General features: G+C 70.4%; 29 protein-coding genes and 1 riboswitch. Of the genes, 17 read left to right on the top strand and 12 right to left on the bottom strand.

Annotated features, from left to right (window positions below; genetic code table 11):
* Window positions 1–5: 5 nt before the first annotated feature.
* From A6A29_RS06035 to A6A29_RS06020, 4 genes are all read right to left on the bottom strand, one after another.
* Window positions 6–1,727, bottom strand: a complete 1,722-nt coding sequence (locus A6A29_RS06035; protein WP_073718802.1) for an urease subunit alpha — start codon at window positions 1,725–1,727, stop codon at window positions 6–8.
* The gene (locus tag A6A29_RS06030) at window positions 1,720–2,031 is read right to left on the bottom strand and encodes an urease subunit beta (RefSeq protein WP_073718801.1); all 312 of its coding nucleotides are present in this window, start codon (window positions 2,029–2,031) and stop codon (window positions 1,720–1,722) included. Before A6A29_RS06030 ends, A6A29_RS06035 begins: the two co-directional genes overlap by 8 nt.
* Window positions 2,032–2,046: 15 nt before the next feature.
* Window positions 2,047–2,349: an urease subunit gamma gene (locus A6A29_RS06025; RefSeq protein WP_073718800.1), complete on the bottom strand. Its 303-nt coding sequence runs from the start codon at window positions 2,347–2,349 to the stop codon at window positions 2,047–2,049.
* Between the two features lie 398 nt (window positions 2,350–2,747).
* Window positions 2,748–3,032 (bottom strand): type II toxin-antitoxin system Phd/YefM family antitoxin, encoded by a 285-nt coding sequence (locus A6A29_RS06020; protein ID WP_073718799.1) that lies wholly within the window; start codon window positions 3,030–3,032, stop codon window positions 2,748–2,750.
* A 108-nt stretch (window positions 3,033–3,140) separates the two neighbouring features.
* Here A6A29_RS06020 and A6A29_RS06015 point away from each other — a divergent pair, with 108 nt between their 5' ends.
* The 3 genes from A6A29_RS06015 to A6A29_RS06005 all read left to right on the top strand — a co-directional run bounded on the left by A6A29_RS06015 (window position 3,141) and on the right by A6A29_RS06005 (window position 5,272).
* Window positions 3,141–3,776, top strand: coding sequence for an ATP-dependent Clp protease proteolytic subunit (locus A6A29_RS06015; protein WP_073718798.1), 636 nt, complete (start codon window positions 3,141–3,143; stop codon window positions 3,774–3,776).
* 7 nt (window positions 3,777–3,783) lie between these two features.
* The gene (locus tag A6A29_RS06010; RefSeq protein WP_073718797.1) at window positions 3,784–4,092 is read left to right on the top strand and encodes a hypothetical protein; all 309 of its coding nucleotides are present in this window, start codon (window positions 3,784–3,786) and stop codon (window positions 4,090–4,092) included.
* Window positions 4,093–4,633: 541 nt separating this feature from the next.
* A riboswitch (cyclic di-AMP (ydaO/yuaA leader) is annotated at window positions 4,634–4,798 on the top strand.
* Window positions 4,799–4,801: 3 nt separating this feature from the next.
* The gene (locus tag A6A29_RS06005; RefSeq protein ID WP_073718796.1) at window positions 4,802–5,272 is read left to right on the top strand and encodes a C40 family peptidase; all 471 of its coding nucleotides are present in this window, start codon (window positions 4,802–4,804) and stop codon (window positions 5,270–5,272) included.
* Between the two features lie 26 nt (window positions 5,273–5,298).
* Here the strand turns inward: A6A29_RS06005 and A6A29_RS06000 are convergent, their stop codons facing one another.
* A complete protein-coding gene (locus A6A29_RS06000; RefSeq protein WP_073718795.1) occupies window positions 5,299–5,940 on the bottom strand; it encodes a LysE family translocator in 642 nt (213 codons plus the stop codon).
* A gap of 72 nt (window positions 5,941–6,012) precedes the next feature.
* Here A6A29_RS06000 and A6A29_RS05995 point away from each other — a divergent pair, with 72 nt between their 5' ends.
* Entirely contained in the window at window positions 6,013–6,939 is a 927-nt protein-coding gene (locus tag A6A29_RS05995) for a LysR family transcriptional regulator (protein WP_073718794.1), read from the top strand.
* Between the two features lie 27 nt (window positions 6,940–6,966).
* Here the strand turns inward: A6A29_RS05995 and A6A29_RS05990 are convergent, their stop codons facing one another.
* Window positions 6,967–7,398 carry an ATP-binding protein gene (locus A6A29_RS05990; protein ID WP_073718793.1) on the bottom strand — a complete coding sequence of 144 codons (432 nt, stop codon included), beginning with the start codon at window positions 7,396–7,398 and terminating at the stop codon, window positions 6,967–6,969.
* Window positions 7,399–7,635: 237 nt separating this feature from the next.
* Between A6A29_RS05990 and A6A29_RS05985 the strand changes: the two genes are divergently transcribed.
* The gene (locus A6A29_RS05985; RefSeq protein ID WP_073718792.1) at window positions 7,636–8,493 is read left to right on the top strand and encodes a helix-turn-helix domain-containing protein; all 858 of its coding nucleotides are present in this window, start codon (window positions 7,636–7,638) and stop codon (window positions 8,491–8,493) included.
* Between the two features lie 64 nt (window positions 8,494–8,557).
* Entirely contained in the window at window positions 8,558–8,764 is a 207-nt protein-coding gene (locus A6A29_RS05980) for a DUF397 domain-containing protein (protein ID WP_073718791.1), read from the top strand.
* Here A6A29_RS05980 and A6A29_RS05975 read toward each other — a convergent pair.
* Complete coding sequence (locus A6A29_RS05975; protein ID WP_073718790.1) at window positions 8,757–9,923, bottom strand: 8-amino-7-oxononanoate synthase; 1,167 nt, start codon at window positions 9,921–9,923, stop codon at window positions 8,757–8,759. The genes A6A29_RS05980 and A6A29_RS05975 overlap by 8 nt on opposite strands.
* 143 nt (window positions 9,924–10,066) lie before the next feature.
* Here A6A29_RS05975 and bioB point away from each other — a divergent pair, with 143 nt between their 5' ends.
* From bioB to A6A29_RS05955, 4 genes are read left to right on the top strand one after another with little or no spacing between them, the layout of a single operon-like run.
* Window positions 10,067–11,236 (top strand): biotin synthase BioB, encoded by a 1,170-nt coding sequence (gene bioB, locus A6A29_RS05970; protein WP_073718789.1) that lies wholly within the window; start codon window positions 10,067–10,069, stop codon window positions 11,234–11,236.
* A complete protein-coding gene (locus A6A29_RS05965; RefSeq protein WP_073718788.1) occupies window positions 11,229–12,581 on the top strand; it encodes an adenosylmethionine--8-amino-7-oxononanoate transaminase in 1,353 nt (450 codons plus the stop codon). Before bioB ends, A6A29_RS05965 begins: the two co-directional genes overlap by 8 nt.
* 1 nt (window position 12,582) lies before the next feature.
* On the top strand, window positions 12,583–13,281 hold the full coding sequence (gene bioD / locus A6A29_RS05960) for a dethiobiotin synthase (protein WP_073718787.1): 699 nt from the start codon (window positions 12,583–12,585) through the stop codon (window positions 13,279–13,281).
* 60 nt (window positions 13,282–13,341) lie between these two features.
* Window positions 13,342–14,037, top strand: coding sequence for a class I SAM-dependent methyltransferase (locus A6A29_RS05955; RefSeq protein WP_073718786.1), 696 nt, complete (start codon window positions 13,342–13,344; stop codon window positions 14,035–14,037).
* 113 nt (window positions 14,038–14,150) lie between these two features.
* Here A6A29_RS05955 and A6A29_RS05950 read toward each other — a convergent pair whose 3' ends face one another.
* Both A6A29_RS05950 and A6A29_RS05945 read right to left on the bottom strand, forming a co-directional pair.
* Entirely contained in the window at window positions 14,151–14,522 is a 372-nt protein-coding gene (locus tag A6A29_RS05950; protein ID WP_073718785.1) for a fic family toxin-antitoxin system, toxin component, read from the bottom strand.
* Window positions 14,519–14,746, bottom strand: a complete 228-nt coding sequence (locus tag A6A29_RS05945) for an antitoxin (RefSeq protein WP_073718784.1) — start codon at window positions 14,744–14,746, stop codon at window positions 14,519–14,521. The genes A6A29_RS05950 and A6A29_RS05945 overlap by 4 nt, the downstream gene beginning before the upstream one ends.
* A gap of 243 nt (window positions 14,747–14,989) precedes the next feature.
* Here A6A29_RS05945 and A6A29_RS05940 point away from each other — a divergent pair, with 243 nt between their 5' ends.
* The 7 genes from A6A29_RS05940 to mug all read left to right on the top strand — a co-directional run bounded on the left by A6A29_RS05940 (window position 14,990) and on the right by mug (window position 22,328).
* Complete coding sequence (locus A6A29_RS05940; RefSeq protein ID WP_073718783.1) at window positions 14,990–15,871, top strand: TIGR03621 family F420-dependent LLM class oxidoreductase; 882 nt, start codon at window positions 14,990–14,992, stop codon at window positions 15,869–15,871.
* Between the two features lie 243 nt (window positions 15,872–16,114).
* Window positions 16,115–16,540: a GNAT family N-acetyltransferase gene (locus A6A29_RS05935; protein ID WP_073718782.1), complete on the top strand. Its 426-nt coding sequence runs from the start codon at window positions 16,115–16,117 to the stop codon at window positions 16,538–16,540.
* 218 nt (window positions 16,541–16,758) lie between these two features.
* Window positions 16,759–18,096, top strand: a complete 1,338-nt coding sequence (locus tag A6A29_RS05930) for a hemolysin family protein (RefSeq protein ID WP_073718781.1) — start codon at window positions 16,759–16,761, stop codon at window positions 18,094–18,096.
* Entirely contained in the window at window positions 18,093–19,112 is a 1,020-nt protein-coding gene (locus tag A6A29_RS05925) for a hemolysin family protein (RefSeq protein ID WP_073718780.1), read from the top strand. Before A6A29_RS05930 ends, A6A29_RS05925 begins: the two co-directional genes overlap by 4 nt.
* 128 nt (window positions 19,113–19,240) lie before the next feature.
* Complete coding sequence (locus A6A29_RS05920) at window positions 19,241–20,086, top strand: SGNH/GDSL hydrolase family protein (RefSeq protein WP_073718779.1); 846 nt, start codon at window positions 19,241–19,243, stop codon at window positions 20,084–20,086.
* 225 nt (window positions 20,087–20,311) lie between these two features.
* Window positions 20,312–21,754, top strand: coding sequence for an adenylosuccinate lyase (gene purB, locus A6A29_RS05915; protein ID WP_198952990.1), 1,443 nt, complete (start codon window positions 20,312–20,314; stop codon window positions 21,752–21,754).
* Between the two features lie 19 nt (window positions 21,755–21,773).
* Window positions 21,774–22,328: a G/U mismatch-specific DNA glycosylase gene (gene mug, locus A6A29_RS05910; RefSeq protein ID WP_073718777.1), complete on the top strand. Its 555-nt coding sequence runs from the start codon at window positions 21,774–21,776 to the stop codon at window positions 22,326–22,328.
* Between the two features lie 112 nt (window positions 22,329–22,440).
* On the opposite strand, the gene A6A29_RS05905 is transcribed toward mug, so the two are convergent.
* The 3 genes from A6A29_RS05905 to A6A29_RS05895 form a co-directional block, all read right to left on the bottom strand.
* Window positions 22,441–22,878 (bottom strand): hypothetical protein, encoded by a 438-nt coding sequence (locus tag A6A29_RS05905; protein WP_073719032.1) that lies wholly within the window; start codon window positions 22,876–22,878, stop codon window positions 22,441–22,443.
* Between the two features lie 128 nt (window positions 22,879–23,006).
* Entirely contained in the window at window positions 23,007–23,744 is a 738-nt protein-coding gene (locus tag A6A29_RS05900) for an ABC transporter permease (RefSeq protein WP_073718776.1), read from the bottom strand.
* Between the two features lie 2 nt (window positions 23,745–23,746).
* Complete coding sequence (locus A6A29_RS05895; protein ID WP_073718775.1) at window positions 23,747–24,685, bottom strand: ATP-binding cassette domain-containing protein; 939 nt, start codon at window positions 24,683–24,685, stop codon at window positions 23,747–23,749.
* Window positions 24,686–24,717: the final 32 nt, after the last annotated feature.

Below are 24,717 nucleotides of genomic sequence, written 5' to 3'. Positions count from 1 at the left end.
GCCGGTCAGAAGAGGAAGTAGCGCTGGGCCATGGGGAGTTCCTCGGCAGGTGCGGGTTCGACCGGGTCGCCGTCGATGGTGACGGCGAAGCTGTCGGGGTCGACGTGGACGTGCGGCAGGGCGTCGTTCTGCCGCATGTCCGCCTTGGTGACACCTCGGGTGCTGGTGATCGGGACGAACCGCTTGCCCAGGGCGAGCCGTTCGGGCAGACCGTCCTCGACCGCGGTGGCCGAGACGAAGTTGAAGGAGTTGGCGGCGGGCGCCCTGCCGTGTGCGCCGAACATCGGGCGCGGCAGCACCGGCTGCGGGGTGGGGATGGAGGCGTTCGCGTCGCCCATCTGCGCGTACGCGATCTGGCCCCCCTTGATGACGGTCTGCGGCTTGACGCCGAAGAAGGCCGGGTCCCACAGCACGAGATCGGCGAGCTTGCCGGTCTCGACCGAGCCGATCTCCCGGTCCAGGCCCTGCGCCACCGCCGGGTTGATCGTGTATTTGGCGACATAGCGACGGACCCGGTGGTTGTCGGCCGTCCCGTCCCCGGGCAGTGCGCCGCGCCGCCGCTTCATCACATGGGCGGTCTGCCAGGTCCGCAGGACGACCTCACCGACGCGGCCCATCGCCTGGGCGTCGGAGGAGATGATCGAGATCGCGCCGAGGTCGTGCAGGATGTCCTCGGCGGCGATGGTGGAGGGCCGGATGCGGGACTCGGCGAACGCGAGGTCCTCGGGTACCGCGGGGTTGAGATGGTGGCAGACCATCAGCATGTCGAGGTGTTCCTCAAGGGTGTTGACGGTGTGCGGCCGGGTCGGATTGGTGGAGCTCGGCAGGACGTAGGGCTCCGAGACCACGGTGATGATGTCGGGGGCGTGCCCGCCGCCCGCACCTTCGGTGTGGTACGCGTGGATGGAGCGCCGGGCGATCGCGGCGAGGGTGTCGGCGACGAATCCGGCCTCGTTGAGCGTGTCCGTGTGGATGGCGAGCTGGGCCCCGGTCTCCTCGCAGACGTTCAGGCACGCGTCGATGACGGCGGGGGTGGCACCCCAGTCCTCGTGGATCTTGAATCCCAGCGCGCCGCCGCGCAGTTGTGAGTACATCGCGTCGCGGGACATCGTGTTGCCCTTGCCGAGCAGCCCGATGTTGACCGGGTACGCCTCCAGCGCCTCGAACATCCGGGCGAGATGCCAGGGGCCGGGCGTGACGGTGGTGGCCTTGGTGCCCTCGGCGGGACCGGTGCCGCCGCCGACCAGTGTGGTCACCCCGCTGGAGAGCGCCTGGTCGATGACGGTCGGTGAGATGAAGTGGACGTGCGCGTCGACGGCGCCCGCGGTGAGGAACTTGCCGTTGCCCGCGATGATCTCGGTCTCGGGCCCGATGATCAGGTCGGGGTGGATCCCGTCCATGGTTTCCGGGTTCCCGGCCTTGCCGATGCCGGTGATCCGGCCGTCCCGGATGCCTATGTCGGCCTTGACGATGCCCCAGTGGTCGATGATGACGGCGCCCGTGATGACGGTGTCGGGGGCGCCTTCGGCGCGGGTGGTGCGCGCCTGGCCCATCGATTCGCGGATCACCTTGCCGCCGCCGAACACGGCCTCGTCACCGGCGAGTCCGGGGCCGCCGCAGCGGTCCTCCTCGATCTCCACGAGCAGGTCGGTGTCGGCGAGCCGGATGCGGTCGCCGGTGGTGGGCCCGAAGAGATCGGCGTACACGGCACGGTGGAGCTCAGGCATCGAGGGGACCTCCGGTCGCACCGCGCAGGCCGGGGACGACCCGGCGGCCGGCGAGCGGGACGAGTTCGACGTCGACGGGAATGCCTGGTTCGAAGCGGACGGCCGTACCGGCGGCGATATGGAGCCGCAGCCCGTGCGCGGCGGCGCGGTCGAAGCGGAGCCCGGGGTTGGCCTCGGCGAAGTGATAGTGCGAGCCGACCTGGACCGGACGGTCGGCGGCGTTGAGGACGGTGAGGCGGGTGACAGCACGGCCCTCGTTGATGGGCACGGCCCCGTCCGCGTACAGGATCTCTCCGGGAATCATCGGCGGCGCTCCTCGTCAGACGATCGGGTCATGGACGGTGACGAGCTTGGTGCCGTCCGGAAAGGTGGCCTCGACCTGTACGTCGTGGAGCATCTCGGGTATGCCGTCCATGACGTCGGCCCGGGTGAGCAGCGTGCGTCCGGACGCCATCAGTTCGGCCACCGTGCGGCCGTCCCGGGCGCCTTCCAGCAGATGGGAGGTGATCAGGGCGACGGCCTCGGGGTGATTGAGCCGCAGCCCGCGTGCCCGGCGCTTGTCGGCCACGTCGGCGGCCACATGGATGAGCAGGCGCTCCTGCTCGTGCGGGGTCAGTTGCACGCTTCCACCTCATCGTCTTCCGCCCAGTACCGGCCCTGGGCGCAGCGGGACCCTATCCGCCATCAACAGTCTGTTGAACGATGAATGAGGGTCTCGCGGCGAGGTATTGCACGTTAGGGCGGAAGTTTTTCCACCGCGTTAACTGATCTTTGGTGAAGCCATGGACATCGGGCCGCACAACCCGTTCTCCGGCTCTTCGGGCTGCACGTGCCCGAAGAGCGCCTCCTGGGCGACGAAACCCGGGGCCGTGGCGATCACCGTGCGCGCCATGCCGTCGGCGGGTACGCCGGAGCGCCCGTACCGCCCTCGCGGCCGTGTCGTATACGGCGCGGCCCTCGCCACCCCGAAGGGCCCGGGGAGAGTCCTGGGGCCTGCGGGGCGCCTGGGACCCCGGGCCTTCAGTCGTTCCGGTCGTGATGCCCGCGGTGCTCGGCGGCGATGCCGAAGCGGCGCCGTTCGTTCGGAGTGGAAGTCACCGACCCGATCGAGGACACCGAGCTGATCACCTGCTCCTCCGCGGCGACTTCCTCGCCTTCGAGCCGCTCCAGGTCAGCGGCGGAGACCAGCGCGACGAGCGGCTTGCCGTGCCGCGTCACGACGACGCGCTCACCGCCGTAGACGACACGGTTGATCAGTTCGGCGAGCTCTGCCCGGGCTTGCGTCACCGGAATCTCGTAGGCCATAGTCCCCATCATAACCTTCTGTACGTCCTGTACATTTTTTACAGGCATGCAGCAGCTGAAGCGCGCATGTGGACCGAGGCCTGCGCAGATCCCAGGAGAGGCACCGCGATGATCCGACCTGCCGCCCGTTATGTCCTGCCCGAGTTCACCGAACGCACCGCGACGGGGACCCGGACTCTCGACCCGTACTCCAAGCTGCTCTCCGAGCGGATCGTCTTCCTCGGCACCCCGGTGGACGACACCGCGGCCACCGACCTGATCGCCCAGTTCATGTACCTGGAATACGCCGAACCGGACCGGCCCGTCTCGCTGTACATCAACTCCCCCGGCGGATCGTTCAGCGCCATGGCCGCGGTCTACGACACGATGCAGTACCTGGCCTGCGACGTGGAGACCTTCTGCCTCGGCCAGGCCGGCTCCAGTGCTGCCGTGCTGCTGGCGGCCGGGGCACCGGGCCGCCGACATGCCCTGCCCGGCGCCCGGGTAGTCATCCGTCAGCCCGTGCTGAACGAACCGGTTCAGGGCCAGCCGTCCGATCTTGAAATCGAAGCGCGCGAGTTGATGCGGGTACGCGAGATGCTCGCGGCCATGCTGGTCCGTCACACGGGCCGGTCCACCGAGCAGATCACCGCCGACATCGAGCGCGACACCATCCTCGACGCACGGGCCGCCAAGGCGTACGGGCTGGTCGACCACGTCGTGGAGAACCGCAACCCGCCCCGGCCGCCGCACCCCGCGAGGTGAACCGACGATGCTGCCACCCGAGTTCCCACCGCTCCCCGCCCTGACCCGCGCCGAAGGGGAGTTCATCGACCGCTACCTGGAAGTCCTCGACCAGCTGGGCCGGATCAACCCGGCCCGTGGCAGCGACACCTACGGCGCCCTCCGGGCCGCCCAGGCGCTGGCCTCCCGGGCCGCGGCACTGCGCGACGCCCTGGCGCTGATGCACGAGCGGGGCGAAACGCAGATCCACGCGACCACCCTGGCGCGGGCGCTGCGCCTGCTCGACGGGGAGCGGCGCGCGGGCCGGGTCACGGTACCCCCGCCACCGACGGGTTGACCGCACCCTCCGCCTTGACCCCGGCCCCACCCCCGACCCCGGCCCCACCCGCTCCCCGCGGCTGGGGCCGGGGTCGGCGCGTGAGGGGAGCCGGGGCTGCGGTCGGGGGGTGAAGGAGCCGGAGTCAGGCGTGAGGGGAGCCGGGGCTGCCGAGGCCGGAGGGTAAGAAAGCCCGAGTCCGGCGTGAGGAAGCCGGCCCCGGGGCGCTGTCGAGCCGACGCGACACGCCCGGTCGATTGATCAATTTTCCTCGCTCGTTCGGCGTAGGCAGTCCCCCTCATGAGGGACAACCCAACTTGCGCTCTGCGCGTGGACGGTACTCGGAATATGCCGTTCCGCCGCTGGTACGAGACTGGTCGGACAGCACGGCCGAGGGCTCGAATCCGACCCGTCCACCCGAACGGATCAGTCGTGATGAGCCTCACAAATCACTGTTTCGCCTCGGAAATCCGGCACTTCGTGAGTCAAGATCCCTGGGACGACAAGCCCCCGCCACCGCGGCGGGGCGGTCCGGGCGGACGCCGAGTCCTGCCGCTGCCCGGATGACTGGTCGACAGAAGTGGATCGGCAGGAGTGGAGGACCCGAGCACAACGGGTCGACCGGGCAACCGGTCGCCCCTCGGGGTGAAGCCGCCAAGTGCGGCCGGGCAACTTCGCCAGCCCGAACCCGACAGGTCATCCTTCACAGGCGGCTGACGAAGGGTTGCGCATGACTGCGCAGGTACATGTCCCGTCTCTGCTTGCCCGGGTCGGTACGGCCTCGGTTCTCACTCTCGCCGTCGGCAGCACCATGCTGGCGCCGGGTCTGGTGACCGATGCCGAGGCCGCCACTCACTCGACGAAGGCGCTCAAGATCGCCGCCTCGAAGAAGGGATCGCCCTACAAGTACGGAGCATCCGGCCCCCGCCGGTTCGACTGCTCGGGGCTGACTCTCTACTCGTTCAAGAAGGCGGGCAAGAAGCTCCCCCGCACGGCCCAGCAGCAGTACAACAAGACCCGCCACATCTCCTCCTCGAAGCGGAAGAAGGGCGACCTGGTCTTCTTCCACTCCGGCCGCAGCGTGTACCACGTGGGCATCTACGCGGGTAAGGGGAAGATCTGGCACTCCCCCAAGACCGGGTCCCTGGTCCGGCTGGAGAAGATCTGGTCGCACAGCGTCTGGTACGGACGGGTCCGCTGATCCCCTGATGCCCGGCCGGAACCGCTTCAGCGCAGCAGCGGTCCGGTCACCAGCGCGAGCCCCAGTGCGGTGAGCGCCGCGCCGCTGCCGCCCTCGATCGCACGGGCGGTACGCGGCCGGCGCAGCCACCGGCCCAACCGGTCCACCAGCAGGGCCACGGCCGGGAACCAGATGAGCGCCAGCACCACGACGACGGCCGCGAGCAGCAGGGTCCTGGGCAACGGCGGCTGCCCGTCGGGGACGAACTGGGGCAGCAGGCTGAGGAAGAGCACCGGCGCCTTGGGGTTCAGCGCGTTGGTCAGGAAGCCCTGGCGCAGTGAGCGGCCGAGCCCCTTCGGCGCGGGGCCGGGCGCCTGTGCCGGTGCCCCGTCGGTCGCCGCGGACCGTCGCCGTACCGCGTACAGGGCGCTCAGACCGAGATAGAGCACATACGCCCCGCCGAGCAGTTGGACGGTGCGGAACAGCACGGGCATCGTCACCAGCACCGCGGCCAGCCCCGCCACGGCCAGCGCGGTGTGCACCAGCAGTCCCCCGGCGACTCCCAGTGCTGTGGCCACCCCGGAACGGCGCGAGGCCAGCGCGTTGCGTACGACGACGGTGAAGTCGGCGCCGGGCAGCGCCACCATGCCTGCGGCGACTCCCGTGAAGGCGAGCAGTTGTGCATCCATGCGTACAGCCTGGCCTGAAGTAGCCTTTAGCGTGTACTTGCAATCTTCTGGGTCTGCCAAAAGGAACGCTTAATGTACGACCCGACACGGCTCGCGGCGCTGGTGGCGGTCGCCGAGGCCGGATCGATCACTCGGGCCGCGGCCCGGCTGGGCTACACCGCGCCCGCCCTCTCCCAGCAGCTGGCCAAGCTGGAGCGCGAGGCCGGTGCGGCACTCCTGGTACGCCACCACCGCGGCGCCAGGCTCACGGCCGCCGGTGAGCTGCTCGCGGGCCGGGCCAGACGGGTCCTGGACGAGCTGGACCAGGCGCGGCACGAGCTCGCCCAGCTCGCTGGGCTCTCCGGGGGGCGGCTGCGGGTCGGCACCTTCACCACGGCCGGAATTCATCTGCTGCCGCCGGTCCTGAGCGCGTTCCGGCGCGCCCATCCCGATGTCGAGCTGGCGGTGACCGACTACGAGCCGCCGGGCACGGTCACCGCGGTGGCCGCCGGGGAGGTCGATCTCGCCCTGACCCACACGTACGAACCGGCGGCCGCCGATCCGCCTCCGGCGGGCGTCACCATCGAACCTCTGCTGGTCGAGGAACTGGTCCTGATCACCGCGGTCGGCCACATGCTGTCCGAGGGCACGGGCCGGCTGCCCGTGGCCGAGCTGGCGGGTCGGCCGCTGATCAGCAGCGCGCCCACGCATCCGCCCCGGCGCGGGGTGGAGCGAGCCCTGGCGGAGGCCGGGGCCACCCCTGCGGTGGTGTGCGAGTCGCCCGGCTACGCCCTGGTGTGCGCGTTGGTCAGCGCGGGGCTAGGGGTGGCCGTGGTGCCGGAGATGGTCGCCGCGATGTCCCCGACCCCGCTGTCGGTGCGACGGCTGGAGCCCGCGGCCTTCCGGCGGACGATCTCCGTCGCGCACCGGGGCGACCGGGCGAGCGCCGCGGCGTCGACGCTGATGGCCCTGATGCGCAGCGGTTTCGGCCGTGGTGCCGCGACGCGCCAGGTGCATTGACCACGAGCGTTGTTGACAGGACCGCGGTCAGCCCTGGACCGGGACCGTCCAGGGCAGGGCGATCCAGACGGTCTTGCCGCCCTCCGCGGTGGGAGTGACGGTGAGCCGTCCTCCGAACTCCTTGGCCAGTGCCCGGATGATGACCATGCCGCGTCCGTTGTCCTGCTGCACGGCGGCCGGCAGCCGTTGGGGCCAGCGGGGGTGACTGTCCGTCACCCCCAGGTGCAGTTCCTCCTCACGGTCCAGCCGGAGATCCACCGTGAAGGTGGGCGACTGCCCGAACGTGTGCTGCACGGCGTTGGTGGCGAGCTCCGAGACGATCAGCCGGATGGCGTCGGCGATCTCGGTGTCGTCGGACATGCCCCACTCGGCCAGCGTCCGGGCGACGTACCTGCGGGCCGAGGAGACCGATACCGGATCGCTCGGCAGAGTGACGGTTGCTTCCTGATGGTCTGCCATGGCGACGCCGTCCCTTTCCCGCCCCGGCCGACCCGCGATCGGCCAGGATTGTGCTTCGCGCCAGATTGCCACTGATGCTGCCCTCTGTAACGACGATCGACCAAGATATGCATATATCTGTCGCTCGAAGCGGTGAACTCTGCTCCGGTGGGGCTCGAACACGCGGCACACTGACCTCTTTGCGGGCCGGACCCCGGTGCGGGCCGGCTCTCCCTGTACGAGCGGAAGGAGGCCGGCATGCAGCACGGCCCCGTGGTACGCCGACGCAAGCTGGGCGAGGAGTTGCGCGGTCTGCGCCACTCGTCCGGGCTGACCAGCCGGGACGCGGCGCGGCTGCTCGGCTGGCACCAGTCGAAGGTGAGCCGTATCGAGACCGGAGCGAGCGGGGTGAGTCCCGCCGATGTGACCCGGCTGCTGGACGCCTACGGCGTACGCGACACACAGCTGCGCGCTCTCCTCGAAGTGCTCGCCGGTTCGGCGGGTGGCGGCGGCACGGGGTGGTGGCACGCGTACCGGGGCCTGATCCCGCCCCAGTACCGCGACTTCATCAGCCTGGAGTCCCAGGCGAGGACCGCGCGGACGCTGGAGACGTCGGTGGTGCCCGGACTGCTCCAGACCGCCGAGTACGCCCGTGCCGTGACCCGGGCGTCGCTGGACGGACTGCCTGCGGGACAGCTGGATTCGCTGGTGGAGGTGCGGCTGACCCGTCAGCGGGTTCTGTGGGAGAAGCCGCCGCTGCACTTCACCGCGGTGCTCGACGAGGCGGTACTGCGGCGCGAGGTGGGCGGCCCCGAGGTGATGAAGGACCAGCTGTCCCATCTGACGCGTGTGGCCCAATTACCGCACGTACAACTCCAGTTACTGCCGTTCAAGGTCGGCGGCTACGTCGGGCTCACCGGCCCTTTCGTTATTTTCTCCTTTCCGAACATTTCTGATCTGGATGTGGTCGTTCTTGACCATTTGACGAGTAGCCTCTACCTGGAGCGGAAAGAAGACCTTGAGGCGTACAGCTCGGCCTTCCGCACCTTGCAGACTCACGCGCTGTCGCCGGAGCGTTCGTTGGACCTCATCGCCGCGGTCAACCGCGGCGACTAGGGGGAGATCGGGCCGGACCCGCCGGACTCCCCCTTGGACCTTCCGACTGCCCGAGGGGTGCTTCATGTCCGACCGCCTTGCACAGCCCGCGTTACGGTGGCGCCGCAGCAGCCGCAGTACCGGAATGAACAACTGCGTGGAGACCGCGCCGCTCGACGGTGAGCACCTGGCCGTGAGGGACTCCAAGGACGTGGACCGGCCGGCGCTGCGCTTCTCCGCGCCGGCCTGGACGTCGTTCGTGACAGGACTGGGCGACCGCCCGGTCAGCTGACCGGGACCGGGACGGCCTCCGCCCGGGGAGCGGTGCGTACGACCGTGTCCACCGCGGTCGTGATCTGCTCCTGGGTGAGGTCGGCCCGCGCGGTCAGCCGAAGACGGGAGATGCCGTCCGGCACCGACGGCGGGCGGAAACATCCCACCAGCACCCCGGCCGCGCGGCAGTCGGCCGCCCAGCGCACCGCCGCGTCCGCGGAGGGCGCGCGCACGGAGACCACCGCGGCGTCGGGTCGCACAGCGGTCAGCCCCGCGTCGGTCAGCCGTTCGTACAGGGCGGCGGCGACCGCTCGGGCCCGGTCCGCGCGTTCCGGTTCCCGGCCCAGCAGTCCCAGCGCGCCGAGGGCTCCGCCCGCCGCCGCCGGAGCGAGTCCGGTGTCGAAGATGAACGTACGCGCCGTGTTGACCAGGTGGTCGATGACCCGGGCCGGACCGAGCACCGCTCCGCCCTGGCTGCCCAGCGACTTGGAGAGGGTGAGCGTGGCGACGATGTCCTCGCCGCCCGCGAGCCCGGCGGCGGCGACCGCACCGCGTCCGCCGTCCCCGAGCACCCCCAGACCGTGCGCGTCGTCGACGACCAGCGCGGCGCCCCCGGCCCGGCAGGCGTCGGCGAGCGCGGACAGCGGGGCGGCGTCGCCGTCGACCGAGAAGACGGAGTCGGTCACGGCGAGCGCCCGTCCGCCGTGCGTGTGCAGCGCCCTGCGCACCGCCTCGGGGTCCGCGTGCGGAACGATGGCGGTCTCCGCCCGGGAGAGGCGGCAACCGTCCACGATCGAGGCGTGGTTGCCCGCGTCGGAGACGATCAGCGAGCCACGGGCGGACAGCGCCGTGAGGGCCGCGAGGTTGGCCGCGTATCCGGAGGAGAGCACCAGGGCCGCTTCGAAGCCGCAGAAATCGGCCAGTTCGCGTTCGAGTTCGGCATGCAGCGCGGTGGATCCGGTGACCAGCCGCGATCCGGTGGCACCCGCGCCCCAGCGGTGCGCCGCTCCGGCGGCGGCGGCGGTGACCTCGGGGTGCCGGGTGAGGCCGAGATAGTCATTGCTCGCGAGGTCGAGGACGTCCGGTTCGGCGGGCCGCGGGCGGAGCGTGCGGACGAGTCCGGCGGCGGCCCGGCGGCGGGCCTCGTCGTTGATCCAGTCGAACGGGGCGAAGGACATGAGACGGTCCCTTTTGTAGGCAGCTCACAGACCCTAGCCGGGTGCGCAGCAGGTCAGGGTGTGGCAATACACACACGCTCACCCGGCTCTCCTGTCTGGTTCCTCCTTGGCTGGAGACCCCGCCGTAGGCCAGGATCGACGCCATGGACCTGCTGAACACGCTGGTGGACAAGGGGCTGCGGCGCGAACTGCCGACCCGCGAAGAAGCGCTCGCCGTGCTGGCGACCTCCGACGACGAACTGCTCGATGTGGTGGCCGCCGCAGGGAAGGTGCGCCGCCAGTGGTTCGGGCGGCGCGTGAAGCTCAACTATCTGGTCAACCTCAAGTCCGGGCTCTGCCCCGAGGACTGCTCCTACTGCTCGCAGCGGCTGGGGTCGAAGGCGGAGATCCTCAAGTACACGTGGCTCAAGCCCGATGAGGCGTCCAGGGCCGCGGCCGCCGGGGTGGCCGGCGGGGCGAAGCGGGTCTGTCTGGTGGCGAGCGGACGCGGGCCGACGGACCGCGATGTCGACCGGGTGTCGCAGACGATCGAAGCGATCAAGGAGCAGAACGAGGGCGTCGAGGTCTGCGCCTGTCTCGGTCTGCTCTCCGACGGGCAGGCCGACCGGCTGCGGTCGGCGGGCGCGGACGCGTACAACCACAACCTCAATACGTCCGAGGGGACGTACGGGGACATCACGACCACGCACACCTACGCGGACCGGGTGGAGACCGTCCAGCAGGCGCAGGCCGCTGGGCTCTCGGCCTGTTCCGGGCTGATCGCCGGTATGGGTGAGAGCGATGCGGACCTGGTGGACGTGGTCTTCTCGCTGCGGGAGCTGGACCCGGACTCCGTTCCGGTGAACTTCCTGATCCCGTTCGAGGGAACCCCGCTCGCGAAGGAGTGGAACCTCACCCCACAGCGCTGCCTGCGCATTCTGGCCATGGTCCGCTTCGTCTGCCCCGATGTCGAGGTCCGGCTCGCGGGCGGGCGCGAGGTGCATCTGCGCTCGATGCAGCCGCTCGCCCTGAACCTGGTGAACTCGATCTTCCTGGGCGACTATCTGACCAGCGAGGGCCAGGCGGGCCAGACGGACCTGGACATGATCGCCGATGCCGGTTTCGAGGTGGAGGGCGCGGGAACCACGACGCTGCCCGAGCACCGGGTGCCGTCCGCCGGCGGCTGCGGTTCGCACGAGGGCGGCTGCGCACCCTGCGGTGACACGGCCGCTGAGGGCGAGGTGCCCGTCTCCGCCGAGGTCCCGGCGGCGCGCACGGATCTGGTGGCGGTCCGCCGCCGGGGCGCCGGTACGGATCTCGCGCCCAATGCCTGAGACCTACGCCCCCGAGTCGTCCGTGGCGCCCTCGCTGCCGCGCACGCCCGCGCTCGCCCCCGCCGAACTGCGCGCCCTGGACCGGGCGCACGTCTGGCACCCGTACGGTCCGATGCCGGGCCGGCAGGAACCGCTGGTCGTGGAGTCCGCGTCCGGGGTACGGCTCCGGCTCGCCGAACCCGCATACGGGCAGAGCGAGTTGGTGGACGGCATGTCGTCCTGGTGGTCGGCGGTGCACGGCTACAACCACCCGGTGCTCAACGACGCGGCGCGCGGTCAGCTGGACCGGATGAGCCATGTGATGTTCGGCGGGCTCACCCATGAACCCGCCGTGCGCCTGGCGACACGGCTGGTGGAGATCACCCCGGAGCCGCTGCGGCACGTCTTTCTCGCCGATTCGGGCTCCGTCTCCGTCGAGGTCGCGGTGAAGATGTGCCTCCAGTACTGGCGTTCGGCGGGTCGGCCGGCCAAGCACCGGCTGCTGACCTGGCGCGGCGGCTACCACGGGGACACCTGGCAGCCGATGTCCGTGTGCGATCCCGAGGGCGGGATGCACGAGCTGTGGTCGGGGGCGCTCCCCCGGCAGGTGTTCGCCGACGCGCCACCGGACGGTTTCGACGCGGAGCCGGACCCCGGCTACATACGCCACCTGCGGGAACTGATCGCGTTCCACGCGGATGAACTCGCCGCGGTCATCGTGGAGCCCGTGGTGCAGGGTGCGGGCGGGATGCGGTTCCACTCGCCCGCGTATCTGCGGGTTCTGCGCGAGGCGTGCGACGAGAACGACGTCCTGCTGGTGTTCGACGAGATCGCGAGCGGCTTCGGCCGCACCGGAAAGCTGTTCGCCGCCGAGCACGCCGGGATCTCCCCCGATGTCATGTGTGTCGGCAAGGCCCTGACCGGCGGCTATCTGACCATGGCGGCGACGCTGTGCAGCTCCCGGGTGGCGGAGGGCATCTCCCGCGGCGAGGTACCGGTGCTGGCCCACGGCCCGACGTTCATGGGCAATCCGCTGGCCGCCGCGGTGGCGTGCGCGTCCGTGGATCTGCTGGTCGGCCAGGACTGGGAGCGGGAGGTCGAGCGGATCGGCGCCGGGCTGCGGCACGGCCTGGCCGCCGCGGCCGGTCTGCCCGGTGTCGTCGATGTACGGGTGCTGGGTGCCATCGGTGTCGTACAGCTCGATCACGAGGTGGACATGGAGGCCGCGACCCGGGCGGCCGTACGCACGGGTGTCTGGCTCCGGCCGTTCCGCGATCTCGTGTACACGATGCCGCCCTATGTGACCGGTGATGACGATGTGGCGCTGATCTGCCGGGCCGTGTGCGCGGCGGCCGAGGAGGGCTGAGATGACGATTCTGGTGGTGTCCGGTACGGGTACCGAGATCGGCAAGACGGTGGTGACCGCCGCCGTGGCCGCAGCCGCCCGGGGCCGCCGGGTCGCGGTGCTCAAGCCCGCCCAGACCGGTCTCCGGCCCGGGGAGCCGGGGGACGCCGCCGAGGTGGTGCGCCTGGCGGGCGGCCATGTGACAGCGGTCGAACTGGCACGCTTCCCCGAGCCGTTGGCCCCCGCGACAGCGGCGCGACGGGCGGGTCTCGCGCCGGTGCGCCCGTACGAGGTCGCCGAGGCGGCCGGGAAGCTGGCCACCGAGCACGATCTGGTGCTGGTGGAGGGCGCGGGCGGGCTGCTCGTGCGGTTCGACGACGAGGGCGCCACGCTCGCGGACGCGGCCCGGCTGCTGGCGGCGCCGGTGCTGGTGGTGGCGCAGGCGGGTCTCGGCACGCTCAATGTCACCGCGCTGACCGCGGAGGCCCTGCGGGCCCGGGGCCTGACGTGCCTCGGTGTAGTGGTGGGCAGCATGCCGGCCGAGCCGGATCTGGCCGCACGGTGCAACGTGGACGACCTGCCGGTGGCGGCCGGCGCACCGCTGCTGGGCGCCGTCCCGGCCGGGGCGGCGGCGCTGACGCCCGCCGACTTCAGAGCGCGGGCGGCCAGTTGGCTGGCTCCGGAGCTCGGCGGGGTCCGTACGTGGACGACGAGGGGCTGAGCGGGCCGGTACGGGGGAGAATCGAAGGCAGCCGCTGCTTTCCCGCCACGGAGGCCCGTCATGCATCTGCGCAGTACGAAGATCCCCCGGGACGCCGTGCACCACCCGGTCTTCGCCCGGTTCTATGCCCGGATGAGCGTGAGCGCCGATCAGCGGGGCGGCATCGCCGCGTACCGCCGGGAGCTGCTGGCCGGGGTGTCCGGCCGGGTGATCGAGATCGGCGCGGGCAACGGGCTGAACTTCGCGCACTACCCGGGCGCCGTCTCCGAGGTGGTGGCGATCGAACCGGAGCGCACCCTGCGGCAGCTGGCGGCCCGTGCCGCACTGCGGTCCGAGGTGCCGGTGGATGTGGTGCCCGGCGCGGCGGAGGCACTGCCGGTCAAGAGCGAGGCGTTCGACGTGGCCGTGGCCTCACTGGTCCTGTGCACGGTACGGGACCTGCCCCGGGCGCTCGCCGAGCTCAAGCGCGTCCTGCGGCCGGGCGGTGAACTGCGCTTCTTCGAACACGGGCTGGCCCCGGGCCGGGCCCTGGCCGCGGCACAGCGTGCCGCGGACCGGACCGTCTGGCCGTTGCTCTTCGGGGGCTGTCACACCGCGCGCGACACCCTCGCGGCGATCGAGGCCGCGGGCTTCGAGATGGGGACGTACCGCAGGCTGCGGATTCCGGAGAAGGGCGTGCAGGTCCCCTCCTCCCCCTGCGTCCTGGGCGTGGCCCGTCGGCCCTTCACGGTGGACGGCCCGGTCGCGACGGACTGACCGTCACGTCCTGCTCCGGGGCGGGTGGCCGACCGCTCGCGCAAGGCGGCTGTCCGGTCTCACGTCGACCGGACGGTCGTGCGGCGGCCGACACCGGCCGGGCGGGAGGACCCTCACACGCTCCACTGCCGGAGCTCGTCCGCGATGGCCCGCACGTCGGCCTTGCCCTCCTTGACCAGCCGGGCCAGATCCCTCACCTGCTCGGGCGAGGTGATCACCTTCAGCCCGGAGGCGACGAGGTAGCCGTACGCCACGGCCGAGGCGAACATGGCGTTGGAGCGTTCGAGCGCGGGAACGTGGAGCAGCAGTTGCAGCAGGGCTGCGGCACGGGAATGCGGGTCGCTGTAGACGGGGCTGCCGAAGATCTCCGCCTCGTGGCGGCTCACCGCGGCGACGAGCGCGCCCCAGTCGACGACCTGCGGATCACCGGGCGTCTTGTGCTCGGCGACCATGAGCAGCCAGGAGAGGTCGATCCGTAGGTTCAACGGGTGCCTTCGCGCTCCGGGCCGAACTCATCGGCGAACACCGATTCGTACTGCTTCATGAAGTCGGCCGCCGCTTCGACGAAGGTGTGTCCCACTTCGCCCGCGTCCTGTTTGACGAGCTCTTCTATGTAGCGGTTCACGCTCATCCCCCTCTGCAGCGCGCGCTGCCGCGCGGCCTCGGCGGTGGCCTCGTCCACTCGAACGTTCAGCTGAGTCTTGGGCACAGCCTCACGCTAGCGCGACTCCGCTAGCAGCGGCAAGAGGAAGCCGGAGCTGCCCCGTACACCGTTCTCGCGCATGGATCGCGGGATTCCCCGGTTCGGCGGACGCCCTGCCGTGCGCTTGGCATGGTGGGTGGCGAAGCCAGCGATCGGACCGTCCACCGGTCCACCGCCGTTGTGCGCCCCGGCGCACCGGCGTTCCGTACCGCCGGAGTTCTCGGGGCACCGGCGGAGTGAGGAGACGGTATGACCAGGCCCTTCCGCTTCGGCGTGAACATGTTGACACCGACCGGCGGCGCGGAGTGGCGCGATCGCTGCCGCCGGGCGGAGCAGCTCGGGTTCGACGTGATCCTGGTCCCGGACCATCTGGGCATGCCCGCCCCCTTTCCCGCCCTGGTCGCCGCCGCCGCGGCCACGGAGCGCCCCCAGGTGGGCACGTTCGTACTGAATGCCGGTTTCTGGAATCCGACGCTGCTGGCCCGCGAGGCGGCGGGGACGGACGCGCTCACCGAGGGCCGCCTGGAGCTGGGAATCGGCACCGGATACGTACGCGAGGAGCACGAACAGGCAGGCATCCCGTTCCTCTCCCCCGGCGGCCGGGTGGACCACCTGCGGCGTACGGTCGAGGAAGTGGACCGGCTCCTGCGGGACGAGGCACACCTGCCCGCCCCCGTGCGGCGGCCCCGGCCCCCGCTGATGATCGGCGGGAACGGGGACCGGGTCCTGCGACTCGCGGCCGAGTACGCCGACATCGTGGCGTTCACCGGAGCCGCGGCGGGGAAGGACGGCTCACTCTCCATGATCAGCGCCGAACAGCTCGACGAGCGGGTCGCCACCTACCACGGGTTCGCGAGGGACCGTACGACCCCGGCAGAGCTGAATCTGCTCCTCCAGAAGGTCGAGGTGACCGAGAACCGGCGTGCGGCCGTGAGCGGCCTGCTGCCGCCCTTCGCGGACCTCGACGACGAAACGTTGCTGGAGCTGCCGCTGTTCGCGGTCGGCACCGCGCGACAGATCGCCGACCAGCTGCGCGAGCAACGGGAACGGTTCGGCTTCTCTTATCTGAGCGTGCTGGAGCCGTCGATGGAGGCGTTCGGACTGGTGATCGAGGAGCTGGCAGGCAGCTGACCGCACGGGCCCGGCGCGGAGTTCCCCGTACCGGAACCCGTCGGAACATCACGGAACCCGTCGGAGCGCGTCGGAAACCCGCCGGAGCACGTCGGCGCGTGTCGGCGCGTGTCGGCGCGTGTCGGCGCGTGTCGGAATCAGCCGGAATGCGACTGATCGTGACGGAATGCGGCCCACCGGGTACGGGGTATCGCATTCCGAAAAACTGTCGACGCCCCGGTCGCCCGGTGTTGGGATTACCGCATGGATGATCTGTCGATACGCGTCGCGACGCCCGCCGACCTGGACGAGATTCTCGCCTTCTGGAAGGTGGCGGCCGAGGGCACCAGCATCAGTGACGACCGGGACGGCGTCGCACGCCTGGTGGAACGCGACCCCGAGTCCCTGATCCTCGCCGAGCGGGACGGCGCCCTCGCCGGAACCGTGATCGCGGGTTTCGACGGCTGGCGCTGCCATCTGTATCGGCTCGCGGTCCACCCTGACCAGCGACGCCGGGGTGTCGGTGGTGCACTGCTCGCGGCAGCGGAGGAACGATTCGTCCGGCTGGGCGGGCGACGGGGCGACGCCATGGTGCTCGACCGCAACGATCTCGCGCAGCACTCCTGGCGAGCGGCGGGATACGTCCCGGAAGCGCAGTGGAGCCGGTGGGTGAAGCATCTGACCGGATGACCCCCGCGGAGGGACCGACTACCCTCGATCGACCACCCACATGCGATATCGACCGCCCGCATGCAACTTTGCCGATCCTTTACTATGGGATCTCATTTCGACCGCCCCCTCTTCGAAAGGTGTGAGCGTCCGCCCATGGGCGAGCCTCCCAGTAGCCGACATCGCCGACATCGCGCGATCCTCCTGACCCTGCCCGATCATGGGACGGAGGTGAACCGATGACCGAAGTGCTTCTGCTGCTCGTCGCGGTACTGCTCTCCCTGGCCTGTGGCGCCTTCGTCGCCGCGGAGTTCTCCCTGACCACGGTGGAGCGCGGCGAGCTCGAACGGGCCGTGGAGCGGGGCGACCGGGGCGCGTCGAGTGCCCTGAAGGCCGTTCGCAGCCTCACCTTCCAGCTCTCCGGTGCGCAGCTCGGCATCACGGTCACCAACCTGGTGGTCGGCATGCTCTCCGAACCGTCCGTCTCCAAGCTGATCCGCGGACCGGTGGAGGCGATCGGCCTCTCACCCGGTGTGTCGTCCTCCATCGCCCTCGTGATCGGCACGGCCCTGTCCACCGTGGTCCTGATGGTGGTCGGCGAGCTCGTCCCGAAGAACTGGGCGATCTCCTCCCCGTTGGCCGTGGCCAAGGCGGTCGCCACACCGCAGCGTGCGTTCACCGCGGTGTTCCGCCCCTTCATCAGCCACCTCAACAACACCGCCAACCGGATCGTCCGCCGCTTCGGTCTCGAACCGGCGGAGGAACTGGCCTCGGCCCGCAGCCCCCAGGAGCTGGTGGCACTGGCCCGGCACTCCGCCAAGGCGGGCGCGCTGGAGGCGGACACCGCCGAGCTCTTCGTCCGCACCCTCAATCTGGCGGAACTGACCGCGGAGAACGTGATGACGCCGCGGGTCCAGGTCACCGCCCTCGACATACAGGCGACGGCCGAGGATGTGGCCAACGCCACCCGGGCGACCGGACTGTCCCGCTTCCCCGTCTACCGGGGCAGCCTCGACACGGTCGTCGGCGTGGCCCACATCAAGGACGTGCTGGCGATCCCGGCGGAGCAGAGGTCGCGCAGACGAGTCTCGGAGATGCTGCGCGAACCCCTTCTGGTACCGGAGACGCTCACCGTGGACCGGCTGCTGGACCGGCTGTCCGGCAAACTCGCGATGGCCGTCGTGATCGACGAGTACGGCGGCACGGCCGGCGTGGTGACGCTGGAGGACATCGTCGAGGAGGTCGTCGGCGAGGTGCGCGACGAGCACGACCCGCACGAGACACCGGACCTCGCCCCCGCCGGTGAGGACGCCGACGGACGCACCCTGTGGTCGGCCGACGGCGCGGCCCGTACCGATCAGCTCCGCACCATCGGGCTGCGGGTGCCGGACGGACCGTACGAGACGCTGGCCGGGCTGATCGCCACCGAGGTCGGCCGCATCCCGGCGGTGGGTGACACCGTCGAACTGGCCGACTGGCGGATCGATGTGGTGGACGCCTCCGGGCGCCGCGCCGCGCGTGCCCTTCTGCACGCCCCGCTGCCCGGCTCCGAGGAAGACATGGAGGACGCGCGATGATCGCCCTCCAGCTCTTCATCGGCCTCTTGACCCTCGTGGTCAACGCCTTCTTCGTCGGCGCGGAGTTCGCGCTGATCTCCGTACGCCGCAGCCAGATCGAGCCGGAGGCGGAGGCCGGGAACCGGCGGGCCCGCAGCGTCATCTGGGGTCTGGAGCATGTATCGGCGCTCCTCGCGGCGGCCCAGCTCGGCATCACGCTCTGCACACTGGTGCTGGGCATCGTCGCGGAGCCGGCCATCGCTCACCTCCTGGAGCCCGTTTTCGACGCGGTGGGTGTACCGCACGGACTGGTCCATCCGATCTCGTTCGTGATCGCCCTGTCCGTGGCCACATATCTGCACATGCTGCTGGGCGAAATGGTCCCGAAGAACATCGCCCTGGCCGAACCGGCCCGCAGCGCGCTGCTGCTCGGCCCGCCCCTGGTGGCCCTCGCCCGCACCCTGCGTCCGGTGATCTTCACGATCAACGCCTTCGCCAACGCGCTCCTCAAGCTTCTGCGGGTGGAGACGAAGGACGAGGTGTCCGCGACCTTCTCGGACGACGAACTGGCGCGGCTGGTGAAGGACGCCGGGGATGCCGGGCTGGTCGACGACCGCTCGGCGGAGCGGCTGCGGCACGCCCTGGAACTGGGCCGTCGCCCGGTGCGGGACGTGCTCATGCCGGTCGACCGGGTGGTGTACGCCCGGATCGGCACCACACCCGAGGAGCTGGAACGCCTCTCCTCCGTGTCCGGCTTCTCGCGCTTCCCCGTGATGGACACCGAGGAGCGCATCCTGGGCTACCTCCATGTGAAGGACGCGCTGGATGCGACTCCGCGCGATGTCCCCTTCCCGGTGACCGCGATGCGGCCGATCGCGCGGGTGCGCGCGGCGACCCCGCTCGACGACGTGCTCACCGCGCTGCGGCGCAGCCGCACCCACCTGGCGGCCGTCCTCGACGAGGACGACCGGCTGGCGGGCATGGTCACGATGGAGGACGTACTGCGCGAGCTCGTGGGCAGACCGCAGGCGCGCTGAGTCACCAGGAGGGGCGGGACAGCTGCCGTACGCGGCTGCCCCGCCCCTCTCTCATGTCCCGCGCCTGTCCCTCCCCGGCCCCGGAGGCCCGGACCCCGGCGCGGCTGCCACGGTACGATCGCGGGGCCATGGAATTGAATGCCTCCTACACCAGTCTTGTCGCGGTCGGCGACTCGTTCACCGAGGGCATGTCGGACCTGCTGGCCGACGGTACGTACCGGGGGTGGGCCGATGTCCTCGCCTCCCGGCTCGCGGCCCGGTCCCCCGGATTCCGGTACGCCAACCTCGCCGTACGCGGAAAACTGATCGGCCAGATCGTCGACGAGCAGGTGGCCCCCGCGGCGGCCATGCAGGCGGATGTCGTCACCCTCGTGGGCGGTCTCAACGACACACTGCGGCCCAAGTGCGACATGGGCATGGTGCGCGCCCGTCTCGAAGAGGCGGTGGAGCGGCTTGCTCCGTCCTGCAAGCAGTTGGTGCTCATGCGCAGCCCCGGTCGCAACGGCCCGGTGATGGAACGTTTCCGTCCGCGCATGGAGGAGCTGTTCTCGCTGGTCGACGACTTGGCCGACCGGCATGGCGCACTGGTGGTGGACCTGTACGGTGCGGCTTCGCTCGGCGATCCCCGGATGTGGGACGTCGACCGGCTGCATCTCACCGCCGAGGGGCACCGCAGGGTGGCCGAGGCGGTCTGGCAGACCCTGGGCCTCCCCTCCGAGCACGACTGGCGGACGCCGGTGGGGGCTACGCCGCCTCCGCGCTGGCCGACGCGGCGGGTCGACGACCTCCGCTTCGCCCGGCAGCATCTGGCGCCCTGGATCGGGCGTCGGCTCACCGGCCGGTCGTCGGGGGACGGGCGGTCGGGGGCGCAGTTCAGCGCCGAGACGGGCCGGGCTTTCTGGATCACGCCCGCCGACTCCGCCGCTCCGGGCCCGGTGACGAGCTGGCACCGGGTGGAAGGCTCCGCACACTGACGGCGCCTCGGGGCCGGTGCACGGCATCCGACGCTCTCGGGCATCCGGGACGCCTGGGATCCCGGGTATCCGACGCCTCCGGGTGCACGCGGTGGAATCCACCGTCCGACGGCAGGGACTGACCCCGGCCCCACTCGCCGCTGCCGCCCCCTGCGCGCGTTCGTAGCAAGCCACAAACCGGCCTGCGGCGCTGGCCTGCACAAACCGCCAGTAGAATCTGTTTACGTGACTGCTGTGTCTGCGAAGCCTCGCATCCCCAATGTCCTGGCCGGCCGCTATGCCTCCACGGAGCTGGCCGTCCTCTGGTCCCCCGAGCAGAAGGTGAAGCTGGAGCGTCAGCTGTGGCTGGCGGTGCTGCGCGCTCAGAAGGACCTCGGGATCGAGGTCCCCGACGCGGCTCTCGCCGACTACGAGCGCGTCCTCGACCAGGTGGACCTGGCCTCGATCGCCGAGCGCGAAAAGATCACCCGGCACGACGTGAAGGCCCGGATCGAGGAGTTCAACGCTCTCGCGGGCCACGAGCAGGTCCACAAGGGCATGACCTCCCGGGACCTGACCGAGAACGTCGAGCAGCTGCAGATCCGGCTCTCGCTGGAGCTGATGCGCGACCGTACGGTGGCGGTCCTGGCCCGTCTCGGCAAGCTGGCGGCCGAGTACCGCGAGCTGGTCATCGCGGGACGTTCGCACAATGTCGCCGCTCAGGCGACGACCCTCGGCAAGCGCTTCGCCACCGCGGCGGACGAACTGCTCGTGGCGTACGGTCGGCTGGAGGACCTCCTCGGCCGCTACCCGCTGCGCGGTATCAAGGGCCCTGTCGGTACGGCGCAGGACATGCTCGACCTGCTGGGCGGAGACGCCGGGAAGCTCGCCGACCTGGAGCAGCGCATCGCCGGGCACCTCGGCTTCGCCCAGGCCTTCACCTCGGTCGGCCAGGTCTATCCCCGCTCGCTCGACTACGACGTGGTGACCGCGCTGGTCCAGCTGGCGGCGGCCCCCTCGTCGGTGGCGAAGACCATCCGGCTGATGGCCGGCCACGAACTGGTCACCGAGGGCTTCAAGCCCGGCCAGGTCGGCTCGTCCGCGATGCCGCACAAGATGAACACCCGCTCCTGCGAGCGTGTGAACGGTCTGATGGTGATCCTGCGCGGCTACGCCTCGATGACGGGTGAGCTGGCCGGTGACCAGTGGAACGAGGGCGACGTGTCCTGCTCCGTGGTCCGCCGGGTGGCCCTGCCGGACGCCTTCTTCGCGTTCGACGGCCTGCTGGAGACCTTCCTGACGGTTCTGGACGAGTTCGGCGCGTTCCCGGCTGTCGTGGCGCGGGAGCTGGACCGCTACCTGCCGTTCCTGGCCACCACCAAGGTCCTCATGGGCGCCGTACGGGCCGGGGTGGGCCGCGAGGTCGCCCACGAGGCCATCAAGGAGAACGCGGTCGCCTCCGCGCTGGCGATGCGCGAGCAGGGCGCGGAACGCAACGAGCTGCTGGACAAGCTGGCCGCCGACGAGCGGATCCCGCTGGACCGCGCACAGCTGGACGCCCTGATGGCCGACAAGCTGTCCTTCACCGGTGCGGCGGGTGACCAGGTCACCGCCCTGGTGTCCCGGATCGAGGACATCACGAAGCAGCACCCGGAGGCCGCGGCCTACACCCCCGGCTCCATCCTCTGACGGTCACCACAGTCACCCGATGACACCCGAAGAGCTCCAGGCCGCCCGTGATCGCGTCGTTCCCGATGTGGTCGCGGGCGGCCTGCGTGTGCTGTTCTGCGGAATCAATCCGAGCCTGATGACCGCCGTCACGGGCCACCACTTCGCCCACCCCGGCAACCGCTTCTGGCCGGTGCTCCACCTCTCGGGCTTCACGCCCCGTCGGCTGAAGCCCTCGGAGCAGGGCGAACTACTGGCCCACGGACTCGGCATCACCAACGTGGTGGCCCGTGCGACGGCTCGGGCGGACGAGCTCGGCGCCGACGAATTCCGGGAAGGCGGCCGGATTCTGGCGGAGAAGACGGAACGGCTCGCGCCGCTGTGGCTCGCCGTGGTCGGTGTCACGGCGTATCGCACGGCCTTCGGTGAACGCCGTGCGCGGATCGGCCCGCAGGACCGGACGATCGGCGGCGCCCGCGTGTGGGCCTTGCCCAACCCCAGCGGCCTCAACGCCCACTGGACCACCCACACCATGGCCGACGAGTACGCCCGCCTCCGTGAAGCCGTCGAGTCGCCCCCTTCGGCCTGTCCCTGAACGCTGCGGAAACCGGGCGCTTACCCAGGTACCTCTGCACCCACGAGCCCTCACCGTCCCGTCGGCCCCGGTCCGGAGAGCCGGCTCCGTACATTCCTTGCGGCGTACCCGATCAGGGCGGATCGATCACGGTCACCAGGACAGTCAGCTCGCAGCCCGGTCCGCCCTCCTCCAGGAAGAGCCCCACCGCGAGCCACCGGTCCTCGATCCGCCAGAGCTGAAGGTACTCGCAGCCGGCGACCGGATCGGCCCAGGGTTCCGGTATCACCTCGCCCGCCATCATCCGCTCCTGCGCGCTCCACAGGCTCACCAACTGCGGCTCGCCCCAGCGCGAGGTGAGCAGTGTCAGCAGCGCGTCGTGCTCCGCGAGACACTGGGCCCGGTGCTCAGGGCCACCTGGCTCGTCGTCGTCCCAGTGCTCCTCATCCGTGTGCAGGGAGGCAGTGTGATAGCCGGGTCCGCTGACTCCTGAGCCCCATGGGATGCGCTCCGCGGGAAACTCTCTGGTGCGCATCCCGTCGATGAGGCGGAGGTGATGTGCGGTCGTCATGCCATCAGTAAACCGTCTGGCACTGACAAGTGGCGTCCTGGCCCTTGCCGTGAAGCGCACCGGGGGCTGGAGCGGCTTCGTCTCCTTCGTCTCCCGGGTTGCCTGCCCCTCCCTCACATATCGGGGCTTCACGCGTCCCGGTTCCGTATCACCCACCAGCCTGCGAGCAGCGCGGCCGCAGCCCAGGCCGCTGCCACCGCCAGTCCCGTCCACGGCCCGAGGCTGCCGTCCGGATTCTGGTGCAGCACCAACTGGCCCGCCCGGTCCGGAAGATATTGAGACACACCGCCCGCGATGTCCCCGATCACGAAGGAGACGATCAGGATGAAGGGTATGAGCAGGCTGAGCACTGCCACAGCACTGCGGGACAGCGCTGCCAGCCCTGCCGCGAACAGTGCCATCAGCGCAAGGTAGACACCGCCTCCGAAGGCCGCCCGCAGCGCGCCCGGATGTCCGAGGCCGATCGCGAAGTCCCCCATGAAGAGCTGTCCCACCAGAAACGCGGTGAAACTGGTGAGCAGCCCCACGCCAAGGGCCAGGCCCCCCACGACTGTCATCTTGGACAGGTAGAAGAGACCGCGGCGCGGAACGGCGCACAGCGATATCCGTAGAGCGCCGTTGAGGAACTCCGAAGAGAGTGCGGTCGCACCGAAACTGATGGCCGCGATCTGTCCGAAACTCAGGGCATAGAAGGCGTCGAAGACCGGCTCGGCATCCGCGTTGCCCGCCTCCGCCCGGCCGATCGTGGCGAATGTGAGAACAGTGACGGCAAGTGTCGCGACGAAGACCGCTGCCAGCGAGCCGGAGATGGACCGCATCGATCTGATCTTGATCCACTCGGAGTGGAGCACTGCGGTCGGGGGCATGGTCACGCCTCCTGGCGATTGGTGGGCGACGCCGTGGCGGCGGCGAATTCCGTCTCGTCCGTCGTGAGATCCAGGTATGCCTGTTCCAAGCTCATCTGCTCGTCGATGAGTTCAAGGAGAGGGATGCCTTCGGAAGCGGCCAGGACGCCGATCTCCTCGGCCGTGGCGCCGTCGACCGTCCAACTCCCGTCGTCGCTTTGTACGGGTGCATGGCCTTTCCGGGTCAGCACGTCTCGGAGCCTGCTGGACTGCGTCGTGCGCAGTCGCACCCGGGGCCGGCTGCGGGAGTCGAGGAACTTCCGCATCGGCATGTCGACGAGGAGTCTGCCCCTGCCGAGCACCACCAAGTGGTCGGCGAAGGACGATGTCTCGTTCATGAGATGGCTGGAGATCAGAACCGTGCGGCCTTCGCGGGCCAGCCTTTTCATCAGTTCGCGGATCCAGACGATGCCTTCGGGGTCCAGTCCGTTGGACGGCTCGTCCAGCATCACCACCTCCGGGTCGCCGAGCAGCGCCGCCGCGATTCCGAGGCGTTGTCGCATACCGAGGGAGAAGGTCTTGATCCGCTTTCTCGCCACCGGTCCGAGTCCGGCCTCCTCCAGCACGGCGTCCACCCGGGTGGGCGCTATGCCGTTGCTCGCGGCATGGGCGAGCAGGTGGTTGCGCGCGGTGCGCGAGCCGTGAGCTGCCTGGGCATCGAGCAGCGCACCGACCCGATTCAGCGGATTGTGCAGCGCGGCGTAGCTTTTCCCGCCCACGGTCGCCGTGCCACCGGTCGGCCGGTCGAGACCGAGGACGAGCCGCATGGTGGTGGACTTGCCCGCACCGTTCGGACCGAGGAATCCAGTGACCCGGCCGGGCAGCACGCTGAACGTGAGGCGGTCCACGGCGCGGGTGGGGCCGTATTCCTTGGTGAGTTCGTGGACGTCGATGCTGGTCATGTCCTCAGCCTGGCGGCCGTGCCCACCGCCCT

Origin of the sequence: Streptomyces sp. TSRI0281 (genome assembly GCF_001905125.1) — a bacterium.
Classification (GTDB): Bacteria; Actinomycetota; Actinomycetes; order Streptomycetales; family Streptomycetaceae; genus Streptomyces.
Note: the sequence above shows the minus strand (reverse complement) of the source record. Positions and strands in the feature narration are given on the sequence as shown.

What these genes read in the sequence shown, in the direction of transcription:
- A6A29_RS06035 (WP_073718802.1), bottom strand. Translation starts at nt 1,727, where the DNA reads ATGCCTGAGCTCCACCGTGCCGTGTACGCCGATCTCTTCGGGCCCACC.
- A6A29_RS06030 (WP_073718801.1), bottom strand. Translation starts at nt 2,031, where the DNA reads ATGATTCCCGGAGAGATCCTGTACGCGGACGGGGCCGTGCCCATCAAC.
- A6A29_RS06020 (WP_073718799.1), bottom strand. Translation starts at nt 3,032, where the DNA reads ATGGCCTACGAGATTCCGGTGACGCAAGCCCGGGCAGAGCTCGCCGAA.
- A6A29_RS06015 (WP_073718798.1), top strand. Translation starts at nt 3,141, where the DNA reads ATGATCCGACCTGCCGCCCGTTATGTCCTGCCCGAGTTCACCGAACGC.
- A6A29_RS06010 (WP_073718797.1), top strand. Translation starts at nt 3,784, where the DNA reads ATGCTGCCACCCGAGTTCCCACCGCTCCCCGCCCTGACCCGCGCCGAA.
- A6A29_RS06005 (WP_073718796.1), top strand. Translation starts at nt 4,802, where the DNA reads ATGACTGCGCAGGTACATGTCCCGTCTCTGCTTGCCCGGGTCGGTACG.
- A6A29_RS06000 (WP_073718795.1), bottom strand. Translation starts at nt 5,940, where the DNA reads ATGGATGCACAACTGCTCGCCTTCACGGGAGTCGCCGCAGGCATGGTG.
- A6A29_RS05995 (WP_073718794.1), top strand. Translation starts at nt 6,013, where the DNA reads ATGTACGACCCGACACGGCTCGCGGCGCTGGTGGCGGTCGCCGAGGCC.
- A6A29_RS05990 (WP_073718793.1), bottom strand. Translation starts at nt 7,398, where the DNA reads ATGGCAGACCATCAGGAAGCAACCGTCACTCTGCCGAGCGATCCGGTA.
- A6A29_RS05985 (WP_073718792.1), top strand. Translation starts at nt 7,636, where the DNA reads ATGCAGCACGGCCCCGTGGTACGCCGACGCAAGCTGGGCGAGGAGTTG.
- A6A29_RS05980 (WP_073718791.1), top strand. Translation starts at nt 8,558, where the DNA reads ATGTCCGACCGCCTTGCACAGCCCGCGTTACGGTGGCGCCGCAGCAGC.
- A6A29_RS05975 (WP_073718790.1), bottom strand. Translation starts at nt 9,923, where the DNA reads ATGTCCTTCGCCCCGTTCGACTGGATCAACGACGAGGCCCGCCGCCGG.
- bioB (WP_073718789.1), top strand. Translation starts at nt 10,067, where the DNA reads ATGGACCTGCTGAACACGCTGGTGGACAAGGGGCTGCGGCGCGAACTG.
- A6A29_RS05965 (WP_073718788.1), top strand. Translation starts at nt 11,229, where the DNA reads ATGCCTGAGACCTACGCCCCCGAGTCGTCCGTGGCGCCCTCGCTGCCG.
- bioD (WP_073718787.1), top strand. Translation starts at nt 12,583, where the DNA reads ATGACGATTCTGGTGGTGTCCGGTACGGGTACCGAGATCGGCAAGACG.
- A6A29_RS05955 (WP_073718786.1), top strand. Translation starts at nt 13,342, where the DNA reads ATGCATCTGCGCAGTACGAAGATCCCCCGGGACGCCGTGCACCACCCG.
- A6A29_RS05940 (WP_073718783.1), top strand. Translation starts at nt 14,990, where the DNA reads ATGACCAGGCCCTTCCGCTTCGGCGTGAACATGTTGACACCGACCGGC.
- A6A29_RS05935 (WP_073718782.1), top strand. Translation starts at nt 16,115, where the DNA reads ATGGATGATCTGTCGATACGCGTCGCGACGCCCGCCGACCTGGACGAG.
- A6A29_RS05930 (WP_073718781.1), top strand. Translation starts at nt 16,759, where the DNA reads ATGACCGAAGTGCTTCTGCTGCTCGTCGCGGTACTGCTCTCCCTGGCC.
- A6A29_RS05925 (WP_073718780.1), top strand. Translation starts at nt 18,093, where the DNA reads ATGATCGCCCTCCAGCTCTTCATCGGCCTCTTGACCCTCGTGGTCAAC.
- A6A29_RS05920 (WP_073718779.1), top strand. Translation starts at nt 19,241, where the DNA reads ATGGAATTGAATGCCTCCTACACCAGTCTTGTCGCGGTCGGCGACTCG.
- mug (WP_073718777.1), top strand. Translation starts at nt 21,774, where the DNA reads ATGACACCCGAAGAGCTCCAGGCCGCCCGTGATCGCGTCGTTCCCGAT.
- A6A29_RS05905 (WP_073719032.1), bottom strand. Translation starts at nt 22,878, where the DNA reads ATGACGACCGCACATCACCTCCGCCTCATCGACGGGATGCGCACCAGA.
- A6A29_RS05900 (WP_073718776.1), bottom strand. Translation starts at nt 23,744, where the DNA reads ATGCCCCCGACCGCAGTGCTCCACTCCGAGTGGATCAAGATCAGATCG.
- A6A29_RS05895 (WP_073718775.1), bottom strand. Translation starts at nt 24,685, where the DNA reads ATGACCAGCATCGACGTCCACGAACTCACCAAGGAATACGGCCCCACC.